This is a genomic window from Blastococcus sp. SYSU DS0616 (assembly GCF_054051015.1).
In genome coordinates this window covers 78069-91190 of sequence record NZ_JBJHAJ010000001.1, presented here as the reverse complement: position 1 = coordinate 91190, position 13122 = coordinate 78069, and the positions used below count along the sequence as shown (strand labels likewise).

Sequence of the window (13122 nt, the reverse complement as noted above, 5' to 3'; positions counted from 1 at the left end):
CAATCCGCTTGCTCTTGTTAGCACGCGGAGGATCCGGGGCACACACAGAGACGTCAGGTCATCCTCGATCTCTGGAGCTGCATCCCCCATGACCGACAACAACGCCAAGATGATCAACCAGTTGCGCGCCCTCGTCCTGCTCACGCAGACCGAGGAGCAGATCGCACGGACGCGGATCAGCCAGGCCCGCACCGACGCCGTCCGTCGGGAGCTCACCCAGAACGCCGACAACGCCGCGGCCCGGACGCTCGAGATCACCGAGCGGCTGCGCGCCCTCGGTGGTGTCCCCGACGTCGTGACGCCGGTCGTCGGCCGGCTCTCCGCCGCCCTCAAGGCCACCTTCGAGCAGTCGACCTCCATCGAGGAGGCGCTCCTGCAGGACCTGCAGCTCGAGCACCAGCTGCTCGACCGCGCCACCTACCTCAAGGTGCTCGCCGAGACCGCCGGTGACGTCGAGACCCAGCGCCTGGCCGAGAAGCTCGTCGAGGCGCACCAGGCGACCGTCGAGTGGCTCACCGTGGTCCTGGCCGAGGAGGCCCTGGGCGGCCCGGCGGCGCTCGTCGCCACCCCGGTGCAGAAGGTCGCCGGTGCCGTGGCCCGTGGCGTCAACGCGCCGGTCCGCTTCTGGGCCAACACGGTCAACCACGCCGTCGACACCGTGCGGCACGCCGGTGAGGAGACCTCCGACCGGTTCTCCGCCGCGGGTGACCGCGCGTCGGCGTTCACCGGGGCCGTCCGCGAGACCCTCACCGTCGGCCGCGCCGCCTCGCTGCGCCGCGCCGAGCGGATCGCGCAGCGCGAGGGCAACCAGGACGCCGCCGACGCCGCCCGGGCCACCCGCGAGGAGCTGGGCGACGTCACCGCCGACGAGCTGCCGATCAAGGGCTACGACTCGATGTCGGTGCAGGACGCCGTCAAGGCGATCAAGCAGCTGAAGACGCCGCACGACGTCAACGTGATCATCCGCTACGAGGAGACCCACAAGAACCGGTCGAACGTGGCGAGCGCCGCGCAGACGCAGCTGGCCGCCCTGGCCAAGGAAGCCGTCGGCGTCGACAAGTGAAAGAGGACCCCGTCCTCCTCACCCCTCGCAGGCTCGGGGTGAGCCTCGGGACGGGGCCAGCACGCGGAGGGCCCGCATCCCCACGGGGGGTGCGGGCCCTCCGCGTGGGTGAAATCCCGCCTGCGCCGGGTTTGGCGCTCCCACGTCGAAGGGGAAGCTCGACCCATGACCATCACACCCGAGGCCCTCGAGGCGGAGTTCTCGCTGACGACGGCCGCCACGCGGCTCGACTTCCTGAGTCGCCGCGACAACGGCGATACCGCCCTGAACACCGTCCGTGACGACGACGCCGACGACTGGTCGGCCTCCCTGCGCGACACCGGTACCCAGCTCGACGTGTACGAGGCGCTGGAGCTGCTCGCACTGGGCGAGGTCGTCTCGCGCCGCGCGCACGACAGCCAGCTGGTCGGGATCCGCGCCGCGCTGCGCGGGGGCGCGGAGTGGGACCAGATCGCCGCCGCGCTGGGGATCACGCCGGAGCAGGCCTGGGACTCCTTCACCGAGTCGATCGACCGCCAGCTCGACGCCGAGGCCGCCGCGTCGGCCCGCGAGCTCGCCGGCACCCGCCCCGGCCGCTGACCGACGAGGTCAGCGCACCTCCACGCCCTTCCAGAACGCCACCCTGCCCGAGATCTGCTTCGCGGCGTCCTTCGGCTCCGGGTAGTACCAGGCGGCATCCGGGTTGCGCTGCCCGTCGACCTCCAGGCTGTAGTAGGAGGCGGTGCCCTTCCAGGGGCAGACGGTCTGCTTCTCCGAGGGGCGCAGCACGTCGTCGCGGACGGCTGCGCGGGGGAAGTAGGCGTTGCCCTCGACGGTGACGATGTCGTCGGACTCGGCGACGACGACGCCGTTCCAGGTGGCGGTGGTCATACCCCGATCGTCCTCCGCCCGCGGTCGCTGCGCCGGTCGCGGCCGCAGGGAGTGACGCCCGGTAGCGCGGGCATGAAGGAGGTGGCCGGCCCCCGGGCGGGCTCACCCCGCTCCACCGACCCCAGGAGACCACCCATGGCGCACCCCGACCACCGCGGCGACGACGACCGGAGCGCCGGGGAGGGCACCCCGAAGGGCAGGAGGCTCGGCCGCATCCTGATCCCGCTCGGCATCCTGCTCGTCATCGCCGGGATCTTCACCTACATCCTCGTCGTCGCCCAGACCAGGACCGACGACCAGGACGACGACCAGGGGGCGGCGGTCCCGTCCGTCGTCCAGGAGGTGCCCGCGCCGCTGCCCGGGTGACCCTGGGTCAGGAACCCAGCAGCGCGAAGGTCGCGACGGCGTGGACCAGCGCCTTGCCGTCCTGCTCCACGTCCGCCTCGCAGACCGTCAGGTGCTCGCCCCGCGTCCGCAGCCGGGCGGTGACCTGCAGGGCGCCTGGCTTCCCCGGCCGCAGGTAGGTGACCGTCAGCTGGCTGGTCGCGGGCACCTCGCCGTCACCGGTGGTGGTCCGCACCGCCTGGCCCATCGCGGTGTCGACGAGCGTCGCCAGCACCCCGCCGTGCAGGGTGCCGGCCGGGTTGAGGTGCTCCTCGGTCACCTCGAATTCCATCCGGGCCGCGCCCTCGCCGGCCGATTCCGGGCGGGCGCCCAGCCGTTCGGCGTACCCACCTGTGGTCACGTCGTCGCTCATGGCGGGGCGGCTACCCCGCGGGCCGCGGTCGCACGCCCGGTGCCCGGCGTCACGCTCCCCGGGCGGCCACGTTTCCGTCGTCACGCCGCTCGAGGAAGAACGCGCCGAGCGCACCGGCCAGCGTCGCGAACACGGCCACCGAGTAGGTGGCCAGGGCGATGTCCAGGACGCGCGCGACGTCTGCGTCGGCGGTGAGCGGCCGGGCGCTGATCGTGGCGAGGGCCGCGTCGTAGAGCGCCGTGCCGTAGGAGTCGTAGGCGCCGAGCACGTACAGCAACTGGCTGGACGCCAGCACCACCACGACGGTCACCGCACCGAGCCAGGCGATCCGGCCGCTCAGCAGGCGCCCCGCCGAGCGGGATCCACGGACCGCGGCCGACACGACGCCGCCGACCCGCGCCGCACGCAGCAACGTCAGCGCGCGGGCGAACCGCAGGAACGGCACCGCCAGGAAGACCACCTGCCACCAGTTGCGCGTCCAGAAGCGGCGCTGGTCGCGGGCCGTGGCGGCCCGGTGGATGAACTCCGCCACGAAGACGGCCCACAGCACCCAGCCGACGACGCTCAGCGTCGTGGTCAGCCACGGCTGCCGGGCGAGGGACTGGCCGAGCACCACCAGGACGAAGACCAGACCGAGCGCACCCATCGGCTTGTCCAGCCGCCGGGCCAGGCCCTCCCGCTCCGGGGCGTCCGGTGCCTCGACGGGGTCCCGGTCGTCGGGGTTCTCGAGGGGATCGGGTCCCGTGCGCGGCTGCATCCGCGCCCCATACCCGCGACGAGCGCTCCCGCCCCCGTCCTGCCGACGAACGGTCGCAGGGGAGACGGCGGGGCCGGCGCGGAGGCGGGTCAGGGCAGCCGGTGCAGCAGCTGCCGGGCGACCGCGACCGCTTCCGGGGGCGGCTGCCCGGCGGACGCCGCCCGCAGCCAGGCGGCGAGCGGTCCGGCGAGCGCGGGGGAGAGGGCGGTGATCCACCCGGCGCTGCGCGCGCGGGCGTCGGCGACGTGCTCGGTGGCCCCGCCGGGACCGTGGGCGACCACCTCCGGCCGGCTGGCCAGGAGGCCGGCGAGACGCCAGTCACCGGGCGTGGTGCACGCGGCCAGCGCTTCCAGCCGGTCCGCGGCCTCGCGCACCAGGTGGGCCGCGGCGGCCGGCACCTGCGCGCCGCTCACCGTGGTTCCCGGCGCATCGGGACGTGCGGGATGCCGTCCTCGAGGTAGCCCGGACCGCTCCGGCGGAAGCCGAACCGCCCGTACCACTGCTCCAGATGCGCCTGCGCGCCCAGGGTGAGCGGGCCGTGCCCGTGGTCGGCCAGCGCCTGCTCGATCAGCCGCCCGGCCAACCCCCGCCCGCGCGCCGCCGCCACGGTGGCCACCCGGCCGATGGCGCGCGTGGCGCCGTCATCCAGGACGCGGATGGTCGCCAGCACCTGACCGGCCTCCTCGAACCAGAGGTGCTCGGTGGCCGGCTCGACGTCGCGCCCGTCGAGCTCGGGGTAGGGGCACTCCTGCTCGACCACGAAGACGTCGACGCGCAGCCGGCACAGGGCGTAGACCTCGAAGGGCGTGAGCTCGGCGAACCGGGCGCGGCGCAGCAGGGGTTCGGGGACGGACGTCCCGGCGGAGGTCATGCCGACGTTTCTAGCCCAGGCAGCCGGGCGGCGATCGGAGGGGAGTTCGGAGGGGAGTAAGGCGCCGCGCCCGGGTAGGGGACCGGCATGTCGATGTGGAGCCCGCTGGAACCGAACCTCGGCCAACCCGACGAAGGCATCCCCGCCGCGGACCCGGGAGCCGGCGCCCCCCCGCCCGCCGACGGGTTCGGGGAGGGCGGGGAGGAACCCGACCGCTCGCCGGAGACCGACCGTCCCGCGACGGGGGCCGGCAACGACGACGCCGACCCGCCGGACGACCCGACCTTCCGCACCCCCGACCCGCACGACGTCGGCCCGGCGTCGGAGAACTGACCGGCCCGCCCGATGGGCGACCGGGCGCGGCACGGCGTTCCCGACGGCCGGGAACGCCGTGCCGAGTGGTCAGCCGCCGTAGCGGGCGGCGGCCCGGGCCCGCGCCTTGGCTGCCTCCGCCTCGCGGTCCTTGGGCGGGGCGGTGGTGACCAGGGCGTCGAGGAGCCGGGCCGAGGCCGCGGCCACCTCCGCCACCGCCCGCTCGAACACCTCGGCGTTCGCGCGTGACGGCTTGGTCGTGCCACTGATCTTGCGCACGTACTGCAGCGCGGCGGCGTGGATCTCCTCGTCGGCCGCCGGCGGCGCGAAGTTCGCCAGCGGGCGGATGTTCCGGCACATGCCCGGAGCGTAGGGCCCGGCGGGACGCACGGGACGGGCCGCGAGCACGCCTCGTGCGGCGCCCACGGAGGGAGGACGAGATGGCAGTGCTGGTGGTGGACGTCGCCAACGCGGTCGGCGCCCGTCCCGACGGCTGGTGGCGGGACCGGGCGGGGGCGGCCGGCCGCTTCCTGGACCGCCTCGCCGAGCTGGCCGGGCAGACCGTGCCCGGGCCCGGCGGGCAGGAGCTGACCTGCACCGAGGTGGTGGCCGTCGTGGAGGGGCAGGCCCGGGACGTTCCCGCGCCCGACGGGGTCCGGGTGGTGCGCGCTCGGGGGAGCGGGGACGACGCGCTCGCCGACGTCGTACCCGAGCTGGCCGGCAACGGGCGCGAGGTGCTGGTGGTCACCGCCGACCGGGGGCTGCGCGCCCGCCTGCCCGACGGCGTCGACGTCAGCGGGCCGGGCTGGCTGCTGGCCGAGCTGGACCGGCGCACCGCATGACCGCCGGGCCGGTCGGGTAGTCGGTTGCGGACAACCGGTGCCCGCGACGCCGGACTCACCCCCAGCGAGGAGAACTCCGTGCCGATCCCCGACTCCGGCGGAGCACCGCTCACCGTGCTCATCACCGGCGCGTCCAGCGGCATCGGCCGGGCGACGGCCGTGCAGCTGGCCGGCCGCGGTGCGCGGCTGGTGCTGGTGGCGCGCGGCCGGTCGTCGCTGGAGGAGACGGCCGACGAGCTCCGTGCCGCCGGCGCCGCCGCGGTCATGGTCTGCCCGGCCGACGTGCTGGACGAGGAGGCGATCGCCGCGGTGGTCGCCGGCGCGGTGCGCGAGCTCGGCCACCTCGACGTCGTCGTGCACTCCGCCCAGGTGATGGCCTACGGGCACATCGAGGACGTGCCGAAGGAGGTCTTCGAGCGGGTCGTCGACACCTCGCTGCACGGCACGGCCACGGTCGCGCGGCACGTCCTGCCGGTCTTCCGGCGGCAGGGCGCAGGCCACCTCGTCGTCGTCAACTCCCTGCTGGGGAACGTGACGACGCCGGTCATGGGCAGCTACGCCGTCGCCAAGTGGGGTCAGCTGGCGCTCGCCCGCGTGCTGCAGCAGGAGACCCGGGACGAGCCGCGGATCTCCGTCTCCATCGTCCAGCCGGGCGGCGTGAACACTCCCATCTACTCCCAGGGCGCGACATGGGCGGGCAGCACCGGGCGGCCCCCGCCGCCGGTCTACTCGCCGCAGCGGGTGGCCCGCCGGGTCCTGTCCACCCTCGACCGGCCACGCCGGGTCGTGCAGGCGGGGGTGCTCAACCACGTCGTCACGGCAGGCTTCCGGCTGCTGCCGGGGGTCTACGACGTGCTGGTCGAACCGCTGCTGCGGCGGCTGGCGTTGGCCGGGGACGAGACGGAGCCCACCGAGGGGAACGTCTTCCGGTCCCGGCCCGAGGGCAACGCGATCGAGGGCCGCTGGCGCAGCATCTGAGCCGCCGCCCCTGGGTCGTCCGCCGTCCGGTTGCGGACGGCCGGTGCGGGTTGGGGGCCGGCACCGTCCCGGCACCGGGCGGAAAGCGGCGGCCCGGTCCGGGAGTCGCCGTCGCGCGACATCCAGGAGTGCGCATGGAGACCCCCGCTCCCGAGCTGCAGACGATGCCCCCGGGCCTCTACGACGTCGTCCAGCTGGCGCTCCTCGGCGCGGGGTTCGCGCTGTTCGCCTACTTCCTCTACGCACTGACCAGCCGGGAGGAGGTGTCGGCGCGGTACCGCCCCTCGGCCTACGCCGGCTTCTGCCTCGCGGCGGTCGCGGCCCTCGCCTACGCCCGCATGGTCAGCAAGTGGGACGCCGGATTCACGCTGCAGGGCGGCGTGTACGTGCCGAACCCGGAGGCGCTGCACACGATCAGCAGCCGCTACATCGACTGGTCGATCACCGTGCCGCTGCTGATGGTGGAGCTGCTGGCGGTGTGCTCGCTCGCCGGCGCCAGGGCGCGCAACCTGCGCTTCTCGACCATGGCCGCGGCCTTCCTCATGATCGTCACCGGGTACATGGGGTCGCAGGTGATCGCCCAGGGCCGCGACACCACGGCCCTGGTGGTGTGGGGGCTGATCAGCACGGTCTTCCTCGTCTACCTCTACGTCGCGCTGATCGGGGCGGTCCGGGCGTCCCTGCCGACCATGGGCACGGAGGCCGCCACCACCCTCCGCAACGCGACGATCGTCCTGCTCGGCAGCTTCGGCATCTACCCGCTGATCTACTCGGTCCCGGTCTTCGTCGACGTGACCCCGGCCTGGCTCACCGCCATGCAGGTCGGCTACTCGGTGACCGACGTCGTGGCCAAGGTCGGCTTCGGCGTGCTGATCCACAAGGTCGCCAAGCTCCGGACCGCCGAGGACGTCGTCGCCGGCGTCGACACCCACACCGAGCCGGTGTGGTCGAGCAACGTGCACAAGAGCGACGCCGTGCTCCCGGAGCTCACCCGCATCTCGACGGCGGTGATCGGCCGGGCCCGGGGCGAGGACGTCCGCCCCGCCCGCGGCTGACGGCGTGTCCGGGGGCGTCGCCGCCTCGGCGACCGGGCGCGCCCCCGTGGCCCCGTTCGGGGCTCCCGCCCGGGCCGCCACCCGGTGGTCGTGCGTGGCGGCCGGGGCGGCCCTGGCGGTCGAGGTCGCCGCCCCCGGTGGCTGGGGAGCCACCGGCTCGGCGGCGGTGCTGGTCGCCGGACTGCTCCTGGGGCTGCCGCACGGGGCCGTCGATCACCTCCTACCCGCGTGGCGGTTCGGCTGGCGGCCGACCCGGCTCGCCGTCTTCGGGGCCGCGTACGCCGCTCTGGCCGCCGGGGCCTACGGAGCCTTCACCGCCGTGCCCGGCCCGGCGCTGCTGATCTTCGTCCTGGTCTCGGCATGGCACTTCGGCACCGGCGAGACCGCCTTCGCCGATCTGCGCGCCGGTCGCCCCGTGCGGCCGCGGCCGACGGCGTCGCTTGTCCTCGGGAGCCTCGTGCTGCTGGTGCCCCTGCTCCGCGGCCTGGGCGTTCCCGGCAGCGACACCGGCGCGCTCACCGAGGCCGTGGCCCCGGGCTGGGGCGGCGTACCGCCCGGAGTCGCGACGGGAGCCGTCGCGGTGCTCCTCGGCGCGGGGGGAGTGCTCGCGTTCGTCCTGGCCCGCCGCCGCCGGTGGCTGGAGGCGGGGGAGGTCGGCCTCCTGGCGGCGGTGGTCCTCGTGGTCCCGCCGTTGGCCGCCTTCGGTGTCTACTTCGGGGCCTGGCACTCCCTGCGGCACGTGGCGCGCGTGATGGCCGAGGACCCGGCGAGCGGCCCCGATCTGGTCGCGGGACGGCTGGTCCTGCCGCTGCGCCGGTTCGCCCTGGCGGCAGGCCCGCCGACCGCCGCCGTCCTGCTGGCGCTCGCCGCCCTCTGGTCCTGGGCGGACGGCTGGCGCGGACTCGTCGCCACGGGCCTGCCGCTGCTGGCGGCGCTGACGCTGCCGCACGTGCTGGCCGTCAGCTGGCTCGACCGCACCCAGCCGCCGCGCTCGACGGGGTGAGCCCGCAGCCCGGCACCGCGCGCCGGGAGGGGCCCGCCCGAACGGGTCAGGCCCCCCGCGCCGTGCGGCGTCGGCCCCGGGACCCGGAGCACCGGGCGGGTCACCCGGCCGGGTCAGCGCCTGCTCACCGACCGGCGACTCCCTTGGCCACCTCGCTGGGGCGCTGTTGCTCACCCGCGTACGAGGTGACCGCGACGAGCGCGCCGGTCAGGGCGGGGATGACCCACTGCAGGGTGTCCAGCTGCTGCTGTGCGGCGGCGACGTCGGCGCGGGCCGCCTTGGTGCGCTTGCTCGGCCGGGTCCCGGACCGCGACGGCACCGACCCTGCGGCCGACACCCGCTGGCCGAGGACCCGGCTGTAAGCCGTCGCGCCGAGGGCTGCGACGGTGAGCAGGGTCTTGATCCCCGACATGGAGGCCACGCCCTCCTGCTGCGCGACCCGCTCCCTGTCCGCCCGCAGCTGACCCACGCTGCCGATCAGGTGGGCGCCGATGGCCAGGGCGTTGACCGGCGTCCAGCGGTCCCAGCCGGCGTTGGCCACCCGGCCGGTGGCGGGGGCGCTCCCCGCCCCCCCGGCGGCCGCGTTCAGGGCGACGGCGTTGGCGAGCGTGCCACCGAACCAGGCGGAGAGGCCGAGGTCGTGCAGCGAGCGGGACAGGGTGTGACGGGCCATGAGGACTCCCTGGGAGAGGTCGGAGCTGGGTCATACCCCGGCTGCCCGTGATCACGCGGGTTGCCGGCACCGTGGACGGCGGCGCAGGTGGGGGAGCGGCCGTGTGAACAGCGTGTTCCGTCCTGTCGCAAGGCATTGCCCGTGGGGCCGGGCGGGGCCAGGCTGACCCCACCCGACCTGCGGGGGCTCACCGGAAGGCCGGCGCATGACCGCGGAACCCCGAGTACGTCCAGGCCGGCCGGTCCACCGTCAGGGGGTGGAGGCCGAGACGGTCGATGCCGGCTACCACCAGAAGCGGCAGCTGCGGACCGGGACCGCCGGGTGGGTGCTGCTGGCCGGGCTGGGGGTCGCGGCGGTCATCTCCGGTGACTACGCGGGCTGGAACTTCGGCCTGGCCGAGGGCGGCTTCGGGGGCCTGCTGATCGCCGTCGTCCTCATGGCGATCATGTACTCGGCGATGGTGTTCGGCCTGGCCGAACTCGGATCGGCGCTGCCGACGGCCGGGGGCGGCTACACCTTCGCCCGGCGCGCGCTGGGGCCCTGGGGTGGGTACGCCACCGGGGTGGCGGTGCTCATCGAGTACGCGATCGCCCCCGCGGCGATCGCCACCTTCATCGGGGCGTACGTGGAGTCGCTCGGCCTGTTCGGCATCACCGACGGCTGGTGGGTATACCTGGCCGCCTACGCGCTGTTCATCGGCATCCACCTCATGGGGGTCGGCGAGGCGCTGAGGGTGATGCTGGTGATCGCGGGGATCGCCGTCGCCGGGCTGGTCGTCTACCTGGTCGGGGCCGTCCCGGCCTTCGACTCGGCCAACCTGCTCGACATCGCGCCCACCGACGCCGCCGGCGCCTCGGACTTCCTGCCGTTCGGGCTGATGGGCGTCTGGGCGGCGTTCCCGTTCGCGATCTGGTTCTTCCTCGCGGTGGAGTGCGTGCCGCTGGCCGCCGAGGAGGCCCGCGACCCGGCCCGCTCGATGCCCCGGGGCATCGTCGCGGCCATGGGGGTGCTGCTGGTGCTCGCCGTGCTGATGCTGGTGTTCACCGCCGGCGCCGGAGGCGCGGAGACCATGTCGGCCAGCGGCAACCCGCCGGTGGAGGCGCTCCAGGTCGCCGGGGCCGCCGGCTGGCTGACGACGCTGATCAACTACGCCGGGCTGGTCGGCCTGGTGGCCAGCTTCTTCTCGATCATCTACGCCTACTCGCGGCAGACGTTCGCGCTGTCCCGGGCCGGCTACCTGCCGCGGGCGCTGTCGGTGACCAACGGCCGCCGGGCCCCGGTGCTCGCCCTGCTGGTGCCCGGCGCCATCGGCTTCGCGCTCTCGCTGACCGGCCAGGGCGCGATGCTGCTGAACATGGCCGTCTTCGGGGCCACGGTCTCCTACGTGCTGATGATGGTCAGCCACATCGTGCTGCGCCGCCGGGAGCCCGAGCTGCCCCGCCCGTACCGCACCCCGGGTGGCACGGTCACCACCGGCGTCGCCCTGGTGCTGGCCGCGGCCGCCGTCGTCGCCACCTTCCTGGTCGACGAGGTCGCCGCCCTCTGGACGCTGGCCGCCTACGCGGTCTTCCTCGGCTACTTCGCCCTCTACAGCCGCCACCACCTGGTGGCGTCGGCGCCCGAGGAGGAGTTCGAGCTGCTCGCCGCCGCCGAGGAGGAGGTGCGATGACCGTCCGCCGCACGACGCTGGGCGGGCACACGTACGAGTTCCCGTCGCTGTCCGACCTGCTCGCCAAGGCGACGCCGGCCCGCTCGGGCGACGTGCTGGCCGGGTGCGCGGCGGAGTCGGCCGCACAGCGGGTCGCCGCCCAGACGGTGCTCGCCGACCTGCCGCTGGCGACCTTCCTGGAGGAGCAGGTGGTCGGCTACGACGAGGACGACGTCACCCGGCTGATCCTCGACACCCACGACCCGGTCGCCTTTGCCCCGGTGGCGGACCTGACCGTGGGGGAGTTCCGGGACCGGCTGCTGGGCTGGGCCGCGGCCGGCGACGAGGCGGCGATCAGCGGGCTGGCCCGCGGCCTCACCCCGGAGATGGTGGCGGCCACCTCGAAGTTGATGCGCAACGCCGACCTGGTCGCCGTCGGCCGCCGGGCGCGGGTGGTGACCGGGCTGCGCAGCACGCTGGGTCTCCCCGGGCGGCTGGCCTCGCGGCTGCAGCCCAACCACCCGACCGACGACCCGGTGGGCGTGACCGCGTCGATCGTCGACGGGCTGCTCCAGGGCTCGGGCGACGCGGTGATCGGCATCAACCCGGCCACCGACTCCCCGGGGCGGACGATCGCGCTCCTGGAGCTGGTGGACGCGGTCATCCAGCGGTACGACATCCCCACCCAGTCGTGCGTGCTGGCGCACGTGACGACGACACTGCGGGCCCTGGAGAAGGGTGCGCCGGTGGACCTGGTGTTCCAGTCGGTCGCCGGCACGCAGGCGGCCAACCGCGGGTTCGGTGTCACGCTCGACCTGCTCGCCGAGGCCCGGGCGGGCGCGCTGGAGCTCGGCCGGGGCACGGTCGGGCGCAACGTCACCTACTTCGAGACCGGCCAGGGCTCGGCGCTGTCGGCCGACGCCCACCGCGGCGTCGACGGCCGGTCGGTGGACCAGCAGACCCTGGAGTGCCGGGCCTACGCCGTCGCCCGGCACTTCGAGCCGCTGCTGGTCAACACCGTGGTGGGGTTCATCGGGCCGGAGTACCTCTACGACGGCAAGCAGGTGATCCGGGCTGGGCTGGAGGACCACTGCTGCGGCAAGCTGCTCGGCCTGCCCATGGGGGTCGACGTCTGCTACACCAACCACGCCGAGGTGGACGCCGACGACACCGACACCCTGACGCTGCTGCTGGGGGCGGCGGGCTGCTCGTTCGTGATCGCCGTCCCGGGATCGGACGACGTCATGCTGCACTACCAGTCGCTGTCGTTCTCCGACGTGCTCACCGCACGGCAGGTGCTCGATCTCCGGCCGGCGCCGGAGTTCGAGGCGTGGCTGACCCGGATGGACCTGCTGGACGACGCCGGCCGGGTGCGGTCGCTGACCGCCGACGCCCCGGCGGCGAGGGCCCTGCTCGCGGCGGCGCAGTCGTGAGCATCGCCGGGAACGACCCCTGGGCGGTGCTGCGCGGCGCGACCCGGGCACGGGTCGCCCTGGGGCGCGCCGGCGACGGCCTGCCCACCGCGCGGGAGCTGGAGTTCCGGCTGGCGCACGCGGTGGCGCGCGACGCCGTCCACACGGCCCTGGATCCCGCCGTCGTGCGTGCCGGGCTCGGCGGGCTGCCGGTGCTCGAGGTCCACTCGGCCGCCGCGGACCGCGCCGAGTACCTGCAACGACCCGACCTCGGTCGGCGGCTGGCCCCCGGGACGACCCTGCCCCGCGCGCACGCCGACGTGGCGCTGGTGCTCGCCGACGGGCTCTCGCCGCGGGCGGTGCACGAGCACGGGCCGGCCCTGGCGACCGCGCTGCTGGACCGGCTGGTCGACTGGTCGGTCGGCCCGGTCGTGCTCGCCGCCCAGGCGCGGGTGGCCCTCGGCGACCAGATCGGGGCGGCGCTCGGGGCGCGGGTGGTCGTGGTCCTCATCGGGGAGCGGCCCGGTCTCTCCTCGGCCGACTCGCTCGGCATCTACCTCACCTGGGACCCGCGGCCGGGCCGGGCGGACTCCGAGCGCAACTGCGTCTCCAACGTCCGCCCCCCGCACGGGCTGGGCTACGCCGAGGCGGCCGACGTCGTCGTCCGGCTGCTCACGGCGGCCCGGGAGCTCGGCGCCTCGGGAGTGGCGCTCAAGGACGAGGGCGCCGCGCTCTCGCCGGGCGTGGGCTAGCCGTTCTGGTCGCTGGTCGGGCGCGCCTCGGGGATGTCCGGGGAGAGCTCGTCGTCGTGCGGCGGCTGCTTCCACTCGACCAGGAGCATCGAGGCGTCGTCGCTGGTGCGCCCCTGCCGGGCGTCCATC

General features: G+C 74.9%; 19 protein-coding genes. 11 read left to right on the top strand and 8 right to left on the bottom strand.

All coding sequences use genetic code 11. From position 1 onward, the window contains the following. The first annotated feature begins 88 nt into the window (after positions 1-88). A complete protein-coding gene (locus tag ACI79K_RS00555; RefSeq protein ID WP_456598616.1) occupies positions 89-1063 on the top strand; it encodes a ferritin-like domain-containing protein in 975 nt (324 codons plus the stop codon). 165 nt (positions 1064-1228) lie between these two features. After that, positions 1229-1642, top strand: a complete 414-nt coding sequence (locus ACI79K_RS00550) for a hypothetical protein (RefSeq protein ID WP_456588566.1) — start codon at positions 1229-1231, stop codon at positions 1640-1642. A 9-nt stretch (positions 1643-1651) separates the two neighbouring features. Here the strand turns inward: ACI79K_RS00550 and ACI79K_RS00545 are convergent, their stop codons facing one another. Next, complete coding sequence (locus ACI79K_RS00545) at positions 1652-1933, bottom strand: DUF427 domain-containing protein (RefSeq protein ID WP_456588567.1); 282 nt, start codon at positions 1931-1933, stop codon at positions 1652-1654. Positions 1934-2068: 135 nt separating this feature from the next. Between ACI79K_RS00545 and ACI79K_RS00540 the strand changes: the two genes are divergently transcribed. Beyond that, positions 2069-2299 carry a hypothetical protein gene (locus ACI79K_RS00540; protein ID WP_456588568.1) on the top strand — a complete coding sequence of 77 codons (231 nt, stop codon included), beginning with the start codon at positions 2069-2071 and terminating at the stop codon, positions 2297-2299. 7 nt (positions 2300-2306) lie between these two features. Here ACI79K_RS00540 and ACI79K_RS00535 read toward each other — a convergent pair whose 3' ends face one another. The 4 genes from ACI79K_RS00535 to ACI79K_RS00520 all read right to left on the bottom strand — a co-directional run bounded on the left by ACI79K_RS00535 (position 2307) and on the right by ACI79K_RS00520 (position 4318). Next, a complete protein-coding gene (locus tag ACI79K_RS00535) occupies positions 2307-2690 on the bottom strand; it encodes a PaaI family thioesterase (protein WP_456588569.1) in 384 nt (127 codons plus the stop codon). A gap of 49 nt (positions 2691-2739) precedes the next feature. Continuing rightward, a complete protein-coding gene (locus ACI79K_RS00530) occupies positions 2740-3447 on the bottom strand; it encodes a hypothetical protein (RefSeq protein WP_456588570.1) in 708 nt (235 codons plus the stop codon). Between the two features lie 89 nt (positions 3448-3536). Then, positions 3537-3860, bottom strand: a complete 324-nt coding sequence (locus ACI79K_RS00525; RefSeq protein WP_456598615.1) for a hypothetical protein — start codon at positions 3858-3860, stop codon at positions 3537-3539. Next, positions 3857-4318: a GNAT family N-acetyltransferase gene (locus ACI79K_RS00520; protein WP_456598614.1), complete on the bottom strand. Its 462-nt coding sequence runs from the start codon at positions 4316-4318 to the stop codon at positions 3857-3859. The genes ACI79K_RS00525 and ACI79K_RS00520 overlap by 4 nt, the downstream gene beginning before the upstream one ends. Before the next feature lie 87 nt (positions 4319-4405). On the opposite strand from ACI79K_RS00520, the gene ACI79K_RS00515 reads away from it, so the two are divergent. Next, on the top strand, positions 4406-4651 hold the full coding sequence (locus ACI79K_RS00515; protein ID WP_456588573.1) for a hypothetical protein: 246 nt from the start codon (positions 4406-4408) through the stop codon (positions 4649-4651). Positions 4652-4720: 69 nt separating this feature from the next. On the opposite strand, the gene ACI79K_RS00510 is transcribed toward ACI79K_RS00515, so the two are convergent. Next, entirely contained in the window at positions 4721-4990 is a 270-nt protein-coding gene (locus tag ACI79K_RS00510; RefSeq protein WP_456588574.1) for a DUF2277 domain-containing protein, read from the bottom strand. Positions 4991-5070: 80 nt separating this feature from the next. On the opposite strand from ACI79K_RS00510, the gene ACI79K_RS00505 reads away from it, so the two are divergent. From ACI79K_RS00505 to ACI79K_RS00490, 4 genes are all read left to right on the top strand, one after another. After that, positions 5071-5472: a hypothetical protein gene (locus ACI79K_RS00505; protein ID WP_456588575.1), complete on the top strand. Its 402-nt coding sequence runs from the start codon at positions 5071-5073 to the stop codon at positions 5470-5472. A 78-nt stretch (positions 5473-5550) separates the two neighbouring features. Continuing rightward, positions 5551-6450: an SDR family NAD(P)-dependent oxidoreductase gene (locus ACI79K_RS00500; RefSeq protein ID WP_456588576.1), complete on the top strand. Its 900-nt coding sequence runs from the start codon at positions 5551-5553 to the stop codon at positions 6448-6450. 134 nt (positions 6451-6584) lie between these two features. Continuing rightward, positions 6585-7505, top strand: a complete 921-nt coding sequence (locus ACI79K_RS00495) for a bacteriorhodopsin (RefSeq protein WP_456591884.1) — start codon at positions 6585-6587, stop codon at positions 7503-7505. A 94-nt stretch (positions 7506-7599) separates the two neighbouring features. Next, on the top strand, positions 7600-8508 hold the full coding sequence (locus tag ACI79K_RS00490; protein WP_456598613.1) for a Brp/Blh family beta-carotene 15,15'-dioxygenase: 909 nt from the start codon (positions 7600-7602) through the stop codon (positions 8506-8508). A 124-nt stretch (positions 8509-8632) separates the two neighbouring features. Here ACI79K_RS00490 and ACI79K_RS00485 read toward each other — a convergent pair whose 3' ends face one another. Beyond that, positions 8633-9181 (bottom strand): hypothetical protein, encoded by a 549-nt coding sequence (locus tag ACI79K_RS00485; protein ID WP_456598612.1) that lies wholly within the window; start codon positions 9179-9181, stop codon positions 8633-8635. A gap of 256 nt (positions 9182-9437) precedes the next feature. On the opposite strand from ACI79K_RS00485, the gene eat reads away from it, so the two are divergent. From eat to eutC, 3 genes are read left to right on the top strand one after another with little or no spacing between them, the layout of a single operon-like run. Beyond that, a complete protein-coding gene (gene eat / locus ACI79K_RS00480; RefSeq protein ID WP_456596366.1) occupies positions 9438-10850 on the top strand; it encodes an ethanolamine permease in 1413 nt (470 codons plus the stop codon). Further along, positions 10847-12262, top strand: a complete 1416-nt coding sequence (locus ACI79K_RS00475; RefSeq protein WP_456598611.1) for an ethanolamine ammonia-lyase subunit EutB — start codon at positions 10847-10849, stop codon at positions 12260-12262. Before eat ends, ACI79K_RS00475 begins: the two co-directional genes overlap by 4 nt. Beyond that, on the top strand, positions 12259-12993 hold the full coding sequence (gene eutC, locus ACI79K_RS00470) for an ethanolamine ammonia-lyase subunit EutC (protein ID WP_456598610.1): 735 nt from the start codon (positions 12259-12261) through the stop codon (positions 12991-12993). Before ACI79K_RS00475 ends, eutC begins: the two co-directional genes overlap by 4 nt. Here eutC and ACI79K_RS00465 read toward each other — a convergent pair. Beyond that, the gene (locus tag ACI79K_RS00465) at positions 12990-13121 is read right to left on the bottom strand and encodes a hypothetical protein (protein ID WP_456598609.1); all 132 of its coding nucleotides are present in this window, start codon (positions 13119-13121) and stop codon (positions 12990-12992) included. The genes eutC and ACI79K_RS00465 overlap by 4 nt on opposite strands. Between the last annotated feature and the right edge of the window lies 1 nt (position 13122).

What these genes read in the sequence shown, in the direction of transcription:
- ACI79K_RS00545 (WP_456588567.1), bottom strand. Translation starts at nt 1,933, where the DNA reads ATGACCACCGCCACCTGGAACGGCGTCGTCGTCGCCGAGTCCGACGAC.
- ACI79K_RS00540 (WP_456588568.1), top strand. Translation starts at nt 2,069, where the DNA reads ATGGCGCACCCCGACCACCGCGGCGACGACGACCGGAGCGCCGGGGAG.
- ACI79K_RS00555 (WP_456598616.1), top strand. Translation starts at nt 89, where the DNA reads ATGACCGACAACAACGCCAAGATGATCAACCAGTTGCGCGCCCTCGTC.
- ACI79K_RS00505 (WP_456588575.1), top strand. Translation starts at nt 5,071, where the DNA reads ATGGCAGTGCTGGTGGTGGACGTCGCCAACGCGGTCGGCGCCCGTCCC.
- ACI79K_RS00535 (WP_456588569.1), bottom strand. Translation starts at nt 2,690, where the DNA reads ATGAGCGACGACGTGACCACAGGTGGGTACGCCGAACGGCTGGGCGCC.
- ACI79K_RS00520 (WP_456598614.1), bottom strand. Translation starts at nt 4,318, where the DNA reads ATGACCTCCGCCGGGACGTCCGTCCCCGAACCCCTGCTGCGCCGCGCC.
- ACI79K_RS00515 (WP_456588573.1), top strand. Translation starts at nt 4,406, where the DNA reads ATGTCGATGTGGAGCCCGCTGGAACCGAACCTCGGCCAACCCGACGAA.
- ACI79K_RS00550 (WP_456588566.1), top strand. Translation starts at nt 1,229, where the DNA reads ATGACCATCACACCCGAGGCCCTCGAGGCGGAGTTCTCGCTGACGACG.
- ACI79K_RS00530 (WP_456588570.1), bottom strand. Translation starts at nt 3,447, where the DNA reads ATGCAGCCGCGCACGGGACCCGATCCCCTCGAGAACCCCGACGACCGG.
- ACI79K_RS00510 (WP_456588574.1), bottom strand. Translation starts at nt 4,990, where the DNA reads ATGTGCCGGAACATCCGCCCGCTGGCGAACTTCGCGCCGCCGGCGGCC.
- ACI79K_RS00495 (WP_456591884.1), top strand. Translation starts at nt 6,585, where the DNA reads ATGGAGACCCCCGCTCCCGAGCTGCAGACGATGCCCCCGGGCCTCTAC.
- ACI79K_RS00485 (WP_456598612.1), bottom strand. Translation starts at nt 9,181, where the DNA reads ATGGCCCGTCACACCCTGTCCCGCTCGCTGCACGACCTCGGCCTCTCC.
- ACI79K_RS00465 (WP_456598609.1), bottom strand. Translation starts at nt 13,121, where the DNA reads ATGGACGCCCGGCAGGGGCGCACCAGCGACGACGCCTCGATGCTCCTG.
- ACI79K_RS00475 (WP_456598611.1), top strand. Translation starts at nt 10,847, where the DNA reads ATGACCGTCCGCCGCACGACGCTGGGCGGGCACACGTACGAGTTCCCG.